The following is an 11,707-nucleotide window of genomic DNA, read 5'->3' as shown; positions in this document are numbered from 1 at the left end:
AAGGGGAGCGGGAGGCGGCAGCTCAGCTTGGAACCGGCTTGCGAGTATGGACAGCCGGTTGAAAGGAGAAGTTCCCATGACCGGAATTTTTGATTCCCATGCCCATTACGATGACGAGCGCTTCGACCAGGACCGGGAAGAAGTGTTGGAGGCCACCCATCGGGGTGGAGTGGAATGGATCATGAACATCGGCTCCGACCTGCCCACCAGCCGGATGTCGGTGGAGCTGGCGGAGAAACATGATTATATCTATGGGGCGGTGGGGGTCCATCCCCATGGAGCGGCGGAGGTCCCGCCGGATTACCTGGACCAGTTGCGGCAGCTGAGCCGCCATCCCAAGGTCAAGGCCATTGGGGAGATCGGTCTGGATTATTACTATGACCGGGAGTGGGAGGCGGCCCAAAAGCGTGTGTTTGAGGAGCAGCTGGAGCTGGCAAAGGAGCTGGAGCTGCCGGTGATCATCCATGACCGGGACGCCCATCAGGACACCATGGAGCTGCTGCGCAAACATCGCCCCCGTGGTATCGTCCACTGCTATTCCGGCTCCGCTGAAATGGCGCTGGAGATCCTTCGACTGGGGATGTATATTGGATTTACCGGCGTGGTCACCTTCAAAAACGCCCGGCGAGCCCTGGAGGCGGCGGCGGTGGTGCCTTTGGACCGGCTGCTGGTTGAAACCGACTGCCCTTATATGGCTCCGGAGCCCTGGAGAGGGAAGCGGTGCGACAGCTCCATGCTGACCCAGGTGCTGCGGCGGCTGGCGGAGATAAAGGGCGTTTCTCCCGAAGAGCTGGCCCGTATCACGGCGGAAAATGCCCGGCGGGTTTACGGCATCGCGGAATAAATCCCCGGAGAACCCTTGCGGCGGAATGGTGGGTAGATTATAATAGAACTATCGTCCGCCGGTAAGGCGGCTTATCCACAAACAAAGGAGTTGCACACATGGCAGATCGTTCCAAGATGTACAAGGATATTGAAGCCCGGCGAAAAAACGCCAAGATGGCTACCGCCCTGTACGGAGTAGGTTATATGGTAGCGTTGGGATGCTACTTTGTCAGCGCAGCCGCGATGATTTTTGTGATCGTGGCTAATTTGGCGCTGTATTATTTGCTGCTGCGGCCGCAGATCAAACGATTTGAAAACGAAAGCAAGAAAGAATTGGCCCTGGAGGCTTACAGCAGTTATGGAACAAATCTTCAATACGCCCTCAAGGGCAGCTTTACCCGTGAGGAAATCAAGGACACCGGCTTGATCTGGTGGCGGGACAGTAAAGATGGCTTCCTCAGCAGGGAGATGGTTTCCGGAACCCATCAGGATTTGCCCTTCCGCCATGGAGATATTTCCGTCATCCGCCGGGTGGACGCAAAAGGAGAGCTGGATAAGAAAAAACGTCTGCCTATGATGATGGGCAGCTGGCTGGAGGTGCGCTATCCTCACAGCTTTCCTGCTTACATCCGCATCATGAGCCAGGGGGCTTTGCCGGAAGAGGAGGTCAAAGGCTACCTGGATGCCAACCCCTCCCTGGAGACTTTGGGAGGCGTGGGAGAAAAATTCGCCCAAAAATTCCAGGTGCTCACCAATGACCGTTCTGCCGCGGCCTCGGTGCTGACCCCGGAGGTGACCGGTAAGATCCTGCGGCTGGCGGAGGCCTGCCCCAATACGCCCATGCTTATTGGCTTTCAGGGGGAGAAGCTCCATATTTTCCTGAGCAAGAGGTTTGTAGCCCCCTATATCCAGATGAAGTTTGAGATCACTCCGGAGAATACCCCTGTGGACCAAATGCCGGAGCTGATACAGCTGTTCCAGGTAGTGGACGAGATCTATGGCCAGATGAAATAAGAGGCTGCTTATTGAAAAGGCGGATATGCCTCTGAAAAAATATGGTAAAAAATGGGAAGAAGCCGGCACCCTTTTCGGAGGAGCGGCTTCTTCTTTTTTCTTGTACGGAAATCAGAGATCCCGTTCCGGGAGACTTTATTCTGCCTTATTGCCCGGAACAGAAGAGAAACCTCTGATTTCAATCTTTTTTTCAGGTGGGAGGATGGATGCTTGGGAGGGCCTTTTCTCAAAAGTATCCTTCCGCCCTTGATTTTGAACCTGTGGTCTCCATCCGCCGGAACGGAAAACAATGGGGAATCAGCGCTGGTTTGGCCGTCAGCCAAGGGGCATATCCAGGGAATAATCCAATATGGAAGCAAGAGAAACTTTCCATACGCAAACAGGGAGAACCGTGTTTATCATCGGTTCTCCCTGTTTTGATCGCTATCCATTTTTGGGGGAAGTTACCGCAGCTGAACTTCTATCTCTCCCAGATCAAATACAGCCTGAGGCTTTCCGCCATTATCCTGGGCCTCGCTGTCCAGTACAAAAATTGCGTTGGGGGACAGCTGCACATTCAAACGGCTTCCCAACACGGCCTGGGTTTGGGTTGGCCGATCCTCTCCGCTCAGGTCCACCAGAGACAGAACGACATATTCCCGCCCGGTTTCTCCCTGATACGCCGTTACCTGCTGGGGAGAGAGGGCTTGGGCAACGGCATTATTGCCCTGACGAATGATGGGCGCCCCATGACACAGCAGCGCTGCCTGCCCCTCTGTCAAATCAATATGCTTTCTGGTAACCATCACCAGTCCGTTTTCCGTTGGCATATGATCCAGATATTTCCCATCCTGGGTGAAGCTTTCCACCAGGCGAGGCTGTTCCAGATCAGACAGATCATACACCGACACTGTTACCGCTCCGCACTGCGGAAGAGCCGCTGCCTGTCCCTCCTCCAAAGGAGTAAGCAGCTGTCCGGTATAAAGGGCGGAACTGTCATCCTCCTGCTCCACCACCGCCAGCCTGTCTCCCAGGGGAACCAGATCCACGATCACGGCGTCTGCCACCTGAAAGGAGGATACAGGGGTCAGCCCTTTGTCCTGATAAATTTCCACTATATTGGGCTGGCCATCAATATTTTTATACCGGAAATATAAATCCCCGTCACGGACCACGATTTCATTTCCCGGCAGCTGAGGCAGCTGTTCCGTTTGAGTTTCGGGCCAGAATTCCACCTGCCGGAGAGCTTCTACCACTCCGGTGTAATAAGCAGTGGTGGAATCCTCCTCACTGTTTGCTTTGCTTTGGGCCGTTGCTTCACCGCTGGAAGCCAGCATGGGCCCGATCTCGTTTTCCTCAGGGGAATCCTGCCGAGTATCAGCAGCCGGAGCGCTCTCTTCCGCAGGAGCCTCAGCCGGCGCGTCACCCTGGGGAGCTTCCTGAGCCAGATAGGCTCTGGGAGAAGCGTTTTCTTCTGTGGGCGCTGCCTGCTGGGCCTGGGGCAGGGCCGCCTCAGCGGTTTGCTGAGATACAGCGGCGGCGCTGCTCATCAGCTGAGCCGGCTTTTGGGTATCGATACCCATACCATAATAAACCGCCACCAGCAGAATAAACACAGCGGCATAGGATAATACCGGGCGCCAGGTTTTCCAAAACAGCACCTTTCCATTCTTTTGCTGCTGCTGACTTTCAGCCTCCTTTTGCTCCAGCTCATCCAGCCGTTCAAAGAGACTTTCCGCCGTCAGCGAAGCGGGCAGGCGTACTTCCGGCAGATCCTGAAAATACAGCCGCGCTTGTTCCAGCTCCTGTTCCAGGTCCTGGTCTTTTTCATTGAGCGCCATCTTTCCCGCTCCTTTCTTCAATCATTAAGCATTTGCCTGAGTTTTTTCAGCGTTCGGTGAAGCTTTGAGCTGACCGTTCCCTGGGGCAGTTCCTTGATTTGGGCGATCTCCCGCATGGTGTAGCCTTCCAGCACGGACAATACCACGATCTCCCGCTCCTCCGGTGTAAGGCGGTTCATAACCTCCAGCACCTCTGCTCTCCGGGGGCTTCGGTCCTCCACGCCTTCTTCCAGATAGTCTTCCAGATCGATGTTGCCCCGTTCTTTGATATAGCCGCTGATTTTCCGCTTACACCGCGCTGAAAGAATGCGAAAGATCCATGGGCGGAAGCTGTCTTCCTCCCTCAGTCCGCTGATTCCTTTCCATGCTTCCAGAAAGGTCTCGCTGACCGCGTCCTCGGCGTCCTCTGGATTGCCCAAGGTATACAGTGCCACTTTATACAGCTCCAAGGCTACCGATTCATACAGCTGGCCAAAGGCCTGCCGGTCTCCGCCTTTCGCTTTTGCAATGGTTTCCCGGCTCAGTAGCATATCACACCGCCCTTTCCCGGGCACATTTATTCAGTGCCGCGTTTTGACCGGTTTATTGCATCGGTCCTGCTTTTTTATGTAAAAAACTTTTTTCCCAAAAGAGAGAATGATCAGCAACCTGACCTGCTTTTTACCAGATACTTTCCCGGATATTATAATATGAAAGCGATTTTGACGCAACCATTTCCCCTCGACCTTTTTCACCACACTTCGGCGCAGGAGCAAAAAATCACCGATCCGCAATCAGTTGCAGACCGGTGATTTTCAAATTCCGGACAGGGTGATCAATCGTGTTTGATAGCCTCCAGAGCGGAGATTTTCACAGCCCGGTTGGCCGGCAGGAATCCAAACAGCACGCCTACCAGGATGGAGAAAGCAAGGGCGAACAGTACCAGCCACAATGGAATCACAGAGATCTGTCCGCCTGCGCCGAAGAAACCTCCGGCGAAGTAGTTAAGCAGGTAAGATACACCATAGCTGAGAATGACCCCTACCACGCCTCCAATGAGGCCGATCATACCCGCCTCCATCAGGAACAGGGTGCGGATATTGCCCACCTCGGCGCCGATGACCTTCATAATGCCGATTTCCCGGGTGCGCTCAATGATGGACATGACCATGGTGTTGGCGATACCGATGGCGGCGACAAACAGGGAGATGGCAGCCAGACCGCCCAGCACCAGCTGGATCATCCGGGCCTGCTCCTGCATGGCCTGGCGGTTGCTCTCCATACTCCAGCAGGAAAGGCCCATGTCTTCAATTTCCTTCTGGATGGCAGCTACCTGATCCATCTCCACGCATTTGACCCGCACTTCCTCATAGGTGATGGTCTTTTTCTGGGGCAGACCGTTGAGCTTGTTGTACTTTTTAACCAGGTCCTTCAGCTCATTGATATCCATGAAGACGCCTTCGGAGGTTTCCCAGTTGGCGTCGTTCTTTTTGAGAACGCCGGAAAAGACGGGGGTCACCTCCAGGTCCTTGCCGTTCTCCTTTTGTGCCGGAGCGAAAAGGATAAACTTATCCTTTTTAATGTCCACGAAAGGGTCCTTGATTTTACCGGTTACAGGGTCGGGGTAAGGGTCCACACGGCTTTTATCCCCTTTTCGCTTGGTGTCCCGGAAGCGGTAGGCGAAATTTTCGCCCACCACCAGGCTGTAGGGTTTGTCGCCATCATGAAGGTATTTGCCTTCCTTCAGTTCAAAGCCCATCTTTTCCAGTGCCGCGGGGTAGACCCCATAGATTTGGGGAGAGGCCACATACCGGCCGTCCTTGGTTTTGAACTGGAGACCCAGGTCCCAGGGCTGATAAAAGGGTGTGGCGATCTCAACTCCGGGAATGGCCTGGATTTTAGCCACTGTGGCGTCATCCAGGGCGCCTTTTCCGCTGTAATCGTTGACAGTGATCATGGTCAAATCGCCCCAGGAGGCCAGCATATCGTCATAATACCGCTCCAGACCGATACCGATGGAGATCATCACCAGGATGGAGCAGACGCCGATGACCACGCCGAAGGCGGTCAGAGCGGTGCGCAGCTTGCGCCTGGTGAGATTCCGGTAGCAGATGGCAAGCAGGTCAGAGATCCGCATCCTCCATTTCACTCCTCTTCTTGTCGATCTTCTTCTTGATGATGACCGCGGTGGGGATCAGCACGGCCACCGCCACAACGATAATAATGGGCATGGGAGATTTAGGCTCTTCCACGGGGACCTGTACATCACCGCCCATACCGGGATACGTGGGCTCCATACCGGCCATAGGATCAATGGCAGTGGTGTTATAAGGAACGGTGATGGTCTTTTCCACCATATTGGTATCCTCGTAGGTGATGGTGACCTCGCCGGTTACCTCGCCCTCGCCGGAGGGAGTGATATAAAAATCAGCGGTGCCGGTGGCGCCGGAAGCCAGGTTGCCCAGGTTCTGCTGCTGTCCGGGATTGTTGATGTTGCCGGAGATTTCAGCGGACAGGTTATAGACCTCGCTGCGTCCCTTGTTGACGAAATTGACGGTGAGGTTGGATTCCTCGCCGATGTAGATTTCAGGATCCAGCTCCACGCCGGTGGCCTGGAAACGGTCCACCTGCACCACAGGAATGGCGATGGTTTCGCTGGTTTCAGCGCTCTTGCGGGCCTCAACCTTATCATCTACATACTGATAGCGCATGGAAACGGTGATGTTGTGGGACTGGGCTGCCGCGGCGGGCTTTGCGGTGACCATCATGGATTTGGTAATGGTCTCCTGGCGGCCCAGATTTTCCACATAGAAGGTGTTGGAGGAGCTGGTGAGCATCAGGTCATCGGGCATGGTGACGGTGATCATCATGTTGTTGACCGACAGCACCGAGCTGGTGTTATAGAAGGTCAGACTCAGGGGGAAGGTGTCTCCGGCCGTAACCTGGCCGCCGCCATAGCCATAGTTGCTGATGATGACATAGGGAGTGGCCCGCTCCAGTTTGCTGTAGTCCGGGGTATCATCGTCCTCTTCCTTTTCCGCCTCGGCTTCACTGCGGGTTTTGCACTCGCTGATTTCCAGATCCACAGTGGTTTTGTAACCATCGCCGGTGATGAAAAAGGCCAGCTGCTTTCTGGAACCGGTATAGCGCACCTTTTCCAGCAGGAAGGTGAAGGAACCCGCGTCCTTGTCAGTAAGATTTTGGATGGAGCTTACGCCCTGCTGATAGGTGAAGCTGCCTAAAACGCTGCTGGAACCCAAAGGAATCTCATAGTCTCCGCCGGGGGCGCTGTTATCCTTGACAGTGATGAGGATATCGGCATAGTAGCCCTGGCGAATGGTGGAATCGCCCCTGCCGATCATGGACTGGTCGTTCATATCAAAGATGACCGTGCCGGGGCGGGTGGTGTTGTCAATGTTGGAGTAACGGTAAACCTTGGTGACCACATAGCTCTGGGTGGAATCGGAGGGCGCCACCGGGTCGCCATCAGAAGAGCTGGAGGAGCCGGAGGACCCGGAAGAACCGGAGGAAACGAAGTCGGAAATATCTGCTTCCAGGTTGTAAGAGGGGTATCCGGGAATTTTTACCGTACACTTGAACAGCTTATTGGAGCCGTTGTAGTTGAGATTCTCCACCTCAAAGGAATAGGTGATAAGGGTTTTTACAGGATCTACAGTTACCTGAGGGGATGAAAACTTGACAGTGCCCTTGTTGGAAGGCTCAAATCCGCTGCCGCTTTCCTTAAATTCGAAGGTGGCTTTTTTAATAGCTTCAGCCTTATCAGCCTTTTGTCCGGGATTGATGTCTTCATCCGTTACCTGTATTTTCAGCTTGACGTCGTCTCCCTTGCTGATTTTACTGGGACTGGCGGAGATGACTGCTGCCGTCGTATTGCCTGCCGCGCTGGCGCTGGTGACAAAAACAAAACCCATGGTGCTGATCAGCATCATCGCTGCCATAGTCAGGGCCAGAAACCGGTTATGTACTTTCACTGATTTTTCCTCCCATGCTTATCATTTGTCGCTTCCTACCAGGGAAGGACCTTTGTCCCCTCCGGGGATGTATTCTTCGGCGCTCTGCGGGGGTACGCTGTTTTCCTGTTCCGGCACAGGTTCCGGCGCGGCAGAGACCTGTGCATTCTCCCGGGCACGGGCTTCTTCCTCCGCTGGAATGGGTACCTCTTTATCCAGAAGCCCTGCTTCCACGCCGATTTTCTTCATCATTGTTCCCCGCTGGAGATCCTTTTCAGAATCAAGCATCCGTCGGGTAAGCTCAACCATTTCCTGCCGTTTTTCCTCTGTTACTGCCATCTCCAGCAGCTGGGCGGAAACACCGTCTCCATATTTGTCGCTGGTTTCCAGCAGAAAATCCCGCAGCGCTTCCACAGAAGCGTTTTCCTTGATTTTGCCGGCGAACTCTTCCTCCAGCCGGAGGGTGATGTCATACAGAGAATCATTGAGCACATCCTTGATCACTTCGCCGTCCACAATGGTAACGATTCTGTCGGCGTAGCGGGCCAGGTTCTGGTCATGGGTAACCAGTACAATGGTGATTTGCTGCTTCCGGGCAAAGCTGAGAAACAGGTGCATCACTTCCCGGGTGGTTTTGGTATCCAGGTTGCCCGTAGGCTCATCGGCGAATACCACATCCGGTTTGGCCACAAAGGCCCGGGCAATGCCCACACGCTGCTGCTGACCGCCGGACATTTCACTGGGCTTGTGCTTGAGACGCTTTCCCAGACCTACCGCCACCAGCATTTCCTTGGCCAGGCGCAGCCGCTTTTTCTTGCTGATGCCCCGGAAGGTCAGCGGCAGCGCTACATTTTCCACAGCGGACATTCCCTGGAGCAGGTTGTAGGACTGGAAAACAAATCCCACATTCTTCTGCCGGAAATGGGCCAGCTGTTTTTCCGTCATGGCGGAAATCTTCTTGCCTTTGATCCACACCTCGCCACGGGTGGGCTTTTCCAGCCCCGCCAGCTGGTTGAGGAGAGTGGATTTACCGGAACCGGAGGTGCCCAGAATACAGCACACCTGTCCTTTTTCAATCTCCAGATTGATGCAATGGAGGGCCACCACCTTTTCGGTGCCCACCCGGTAGGCTTTTCGCAAGTCCACCGTTTTGATGATCGCAGACAATCTCATCCCTCAGTTCTTGTGTCCGTATTGACCAAATTGTACTACTGTACTATAACACATTAGTACAGTTGAGCGCAACCCTGTTCACAAATTATTTGCTTTTGTTCACAGTCTGTTTGAATAGTGTCTGAATCGGCTGCTTTTACTGCATTGGAAAGTGTTTTTAAGCCGCTTATTTATATAACGAAGAAACAGGGAGGATTATTGTGAAAAAACGGAACTTTTTCAAAATTTTGCTTTTCCCACAGTGGGACATCAGTCCCAGGCTCCGGTGACAGGAAAGGAAGCGTATAAAAGAAAAAGTCCGGGAAATCACATTCCCGGACCTGCTTTGAAAAGCTGCAAGCAGAATTTTTAAACGGACCAGTTTCAAAAGGGCAGAAGCGGCCCCCAGGCGGTAAAGACCGCACCCAGCACCAAAGCGGGCAGCATATTGGCCACCTTGAACTTGGTTCCAAAGCTGAGGTTGACGCCCACGCAGAAGATGAGCATATTTCCCAGTAAGGAAAGATTGGCAATAACAGCGGGGCTGAATACCGGAGAGAGGAGCCCGGCGCAGAGGGTGACGGCTCCCTGGATCACACCCACCGGAAGGGCGGAGAAGATGGCTCCTTTGCCGTAGGTAGAGGCGAAGATCATCACAATCATGAAATCCAGGATGGACTTGGTATAAAGAGTGGAGGCGTTGCCGGTAAGGCCGTCCTGAATGGACCCCACAATAGCCATGGCGCCGATACACACCACCAGGGAGGCGGTGACAAAGCCCTGTACAAACCGGCTGTCTCCCTTCCGGTCGGCCCTGGATTTCAGCCACAGTCCCAGCTGTTCCATCTTTCCGTCAAAGTCCAGCATCTCTCCTGCCAGGGTGCCCAGAGCCAGAGCGAGGATCATCGCCAAAGTATCCCGGGTCCCCAGTGAAATCAAACTTTCTCCTGCCACCGAAAACATTCCCTGAAGGGTGCCGGAAGTACCGATGAACATGGTGGCCAGTCCCAGCGACTTGATAATGCTGTCCTGATACTGAGGCTTCAGCCCCCCTTTGACCAGCAGTCCCAAGCTGCCGCCTGCTATGATTGCCAGCACATTGACGATGGTCCCTGTCCCAACCATTTTGTTTCATCTCCCATTTTTTGTCCTGCTGATGGTTTGCCAGAAAAAGCTCCCGCAAATTTCTTTTGCTTCCACGCTCCTGAAAGCGTCTTGTCTGCACCCGCGCTGCCTCCCCCAAAAGCCTTTCCCTGAAATCAAATAGAGAGACATCGGGATGGGGCAGCGGCCTTTTTCTGTCCTTCATCCCGTCCGGCAGCAGTTCAGCCGGCGGAGCAAGTCCGCCGGCTGACGCTGTTGAGCTGATAATAAATCTTATTTCCGATTATTTGGCGTAGTTGTCAAAGTAACCCTGGATATAGATGATGGGGGTGCCCTTGTCGCCGCTGCCGCTGGTCAGGTCGCACAGGGAGCCGATGAGATCGGTGAGGCGGCGGGGAGTGGTGCCCTGGGAAACCATCTGTCCCACCAGGTCCGCGTCCTTCTTGCGGATAAAGTCGCTGATGGCGGCTTTCAGTTCATCACCCTTGAGGTCGGCAAACTGATTGTCCGCCAAATATTTCAGCTTCACCTCATTGGGCTGGCCAACCAGTCCGTCGGTGTAGCCGGGGGAAACTACCGGGTCTGCCAGCTCCCAGATCTTGCCCACCGGGTCCTTGAAGGCGCCGTCGCCGTAAACCATCACTTCCACCTTTTTGCCGGTACGCTTCAGCATCCGGGCCTGAACATCCTCCACAAAGGCCTGGCAATCCCGGGGGAACAGCTTGATGCGCTCCTCGGTGGCCTTGTTGGAGCCCAGCAGACCGTAGTCCGGATTGAAGCCGCTGCCGTCCACGGGGGCGGTGAGCAGATCATCCAGTCCCAGTACGATTTCCGCGCCGGCCGCCTTCAGCAGACGCTTGGTACGCTTGCGGGTATGGATGTCGCAGGCCAGCACCTTTTTGGTGTATTTCAGGATGTCGGTAGCACGGTTGGCAAAGATGATCTCCACCTCGGCCCCGGCTTCCCGGATGAGATTGCCGTAATATTCCACATAATCCACACCGGTGAAGGGATGGATCACCTTGCCGAACTTCTCCCGGAACTGGGCCTCGGTGAGGATATCGTGCCAGGGATCCACACCCTTTTCATCCAGAAGATCCATATCCATCAGGTGGTTGCCCACCTCGTCGGAGGGATAGCTGAGCATCAGCACGATTTTATCCGCTCCCTTGGCGATGCCCCGGAGCAGGATGGAAAAGCGGTTGCGGCTGAGGATGGGGAAGATCACGCCCACTGTGCCGGTGCCGAACTTTGCCCGCATATCAGCGGCCACATTGTCCACGGTGGCATAGTTGCCCTGGGCGCGGCCCAGCACCGCCTCAGTAACGGCGATGACATCCTTTTCCCCAATAGCGATGTTTTCAGATTCCAGGGCGTTTACCACCGAGTCCACCACGATGGCGGCCAGGTCGTCTCCCTCCCGGATAATGGGGGCGCGAATACCCCGGGATACGGTTCCAATCAGTCTTTCCATTGACGTTCCTCTTTTCTGTTGACACAAGTATCACACCCCGGATCAAAACGGCTGGTTTCACCTTCCAGGGCGGCGACGGCTTTTGGCCCACTTCAACAGTTATCATTGTAGCGAAAATTTGCTCCGATTGCAACGGTTCCGCCGGTTTGTTTGTCAAAGGAAGAAAGTTTTTGTCGCCGGAGCCGTCCTGATACTCTGCTGAAAGCGCGGAGACTCCTGTCTGAAAGAGGGGAGGAGACCCGGCCCTGAAAATTTGAAGAGGGAAGAGCAGCGGGGGCCGCCGGGAAAAGAAAGAGAAATTGTTCTTGTATTGGAGGAAAAGCCATGATAGAATAAAAACAAATTACAAAAAATGATTTTATTTCAGG

Annotated in this window: 9 protein-coding genes; 2 read left to right on the top strand and 7 right to left on the bottom strand. The window is 54.4% G+C overall.

Features of this window, described 5'->3' with window-relative positions; genetic code table 11:
- Positions 1-76 precede the first annotated feature (76 nt).
- Together BQ5383_RS03435 and BQ5383_RS03430 are read left to right on the top strand one after the other, a co-directional pair.
- Positions 77-844, top strand: coding sequence for a TatD family hydrolase (locus tag BQ5383_RS03435; protein ID WP_071429339.1), 768 nt, complete (start codon positions 77-79; stop codon positions 842-844).
- A 98-nt stretch (positions 845-942) separates the two neighbouring features.
- Positions 943-1,839 carry a DUF3137 domain-containing protein gene (locus tag BQ5383_RS03430; RefSeq protein WP_071429338.1) on the top strand — a complete coding sequence of 299 codons (897 nt, stop codon included), beginning with the start codon at positions 943-945 and terminating at the stop codon, positions 1,837-1,839.
- Between the two features lie 443 nt (positions 1,840-2,282).
- On the opposite strand, the gene BQ5383_RS03420 is transcribed toward BQ5383_RS03430, so the two are convergent.
- From BQ5383_RS03420 to BQ5383_RS03390, 7 genes are all read right to left on the bottom strand, one after another.
- Entirely contained in the window at positions 2,283-3,659 is a 1,377-nt protein-coding gene (locus BQ5383_RS03420; RefSeq protein WP_071429336.1) for a beta-propeller domain-containing protein, read from the bottom strand.
- A 17-nt stretch (positions 3,660-3,676) separates the two neighbouring features.
- Complete coding sequence (locus tag BQ5383_RS03415; protein ID WP_071429335.1) at positions 3,677-4,189, bottom strand: RNA polymerase sigma factor; 513 nt, start codon at positions 4,187-4,189, stop codon at positions 3,677-3,679.
- 284 nt (positions 4,190-4,473) lie between these two features.
- On the bottom strand, positions 4,474-5,775 hold the full coding sequence (locus BQ5383_RS03410; protein ID WP_071429334.1) for an ABC transporter permease: 1,302 nt from the start codon (positions 5,773-5,775) through the stop codon (positions 4,474-4,476).
- The gene (locus BQ5383_RS03405; RefSeq protein ID WP_071429333.1) at positions 5,762-7,630 is read right to left on the bottom strand and encodes a COG1361 family protein; all 1,869 of its coding nucleotides are present in this window, start codon (positions 7,628-7,630) and stop codon (positions 5,762-5,764) included. The genes BQ5383_RS03410 and BQ5383_RS03405 overlap by 14 nt, the downstream gene beginning before the upstream one ends.
- A gap of 21 nt (positions 7,631-7,651) precedes the next feature.
- A complete protein-coding gene (locus tag BQ5383_RS21845) occupies positions 7,652-8,782 on the bottom strand; it encodes an ATP-binding cassette domain-containing protein (protein ID WP_071429332.1) in 1,131 nt (376 codons plus the stop codon).
- 363 nt (positions 8,783-9,145) lie between these two features.
- Positions 9,146-9,886 carry a DUF554 domain-containing protein gene (locus BQ5383_RS03395; protein ID WP_071429331.1) on the bottom strand — a complete coding sequence of 247 codons (741 nt, stop codon included), beginning with the start codon at positions 9,884-9,886 and terminating at the stop codon, positions 9,146-9,148.
- 262 nt (positions 9,887-10,148) lie between these two features.
- A complete protein-coding gene (locus BQ5383_RS03390) occupies positions 10,149-11,339 on the bottom strand; it encodes a coenzyme F420-0:L-glutamate ligase (protein WP_071429330.1) in 1,191 nt (396 codons plus the stop codon).
- Between the last annotated feature and the right edge of the window lie 368 nt (positions 11,340-11,707).

The organism is Angelakisella massiliensis (assembly GCF_900104675.1).
In the GTDB taxonomy this organism is placed as follows: domain Bacteria; phylum Bacillota; class Clostridia; order Oscillospirales; family Ruminococcaceae; genus Angelakisella; species Angelakisella massiliensis.
This window is presented reverse-complemented; position numbering and strand designations above follow the sequence as displayed.

Excerpts from the sequence above, each read along its gene's own strand:
- BQ5383_RS03435 (WP_071429339.1), top strand. The coding sequence starts at position 77 with ATGACCGGAATTTTTGATTCCCATGCCCATTACGATGACGAGCGCTTC.
- BQ5383_RS03430 (WP_071429338.1), top strand. The coding sequence starts at position 943 with ATGGCAGATCGTTCCAAGATGTACAAGGATATTGAAGCCCGGCGAAAA.
- BQ5383_RS03420 (WP_071429336.1), bottom strand. The coding sequence starts at position 3,659 with ATGGCGCTCAATGAAAAAGACCAGGACCTGGAACAGGAGCTGGAACAA.
- BQ5383_RS03415 (WP_071429335.1), bottom strand. The coding sequence starts at position 4,189 with ATGCTACTGAGCCGGGAAACCATTGCAAAAGCGAAAGGCGGAGACCGG.
- BQ5383_RS03410 (WP_071429334.1), bottom strand. The coding sequence starts at position 5,775 with ATGCGGATCTCTGACCTGCTTGCCATCTGCTACCGGAATCTCACCAGG.
- BQ5383_RS21845 (WP_071429332.1), bottom strand. The coding sequence starts at position 8,782 with ATGAGATTGTCTGCGATCATCAAAACGGTGGACTTGCGAAAAGCCTAC.
- BQ5383_RS03395 (WP_071429331.1), bottom strand. The coding sequence starts at position 9,886 with ATGGTTGGGACAGGGACCATCGTCAATGTGCTGGCAATCATAGCAGGC.
- BQ5383_RS03390 (WP_071429330.1), bottom strand. The coding sequence starts at position 11,339 with ATGGAAAGACTGATTGGAACCGTATCCCGGGGTATTCGCGCCCCCATT.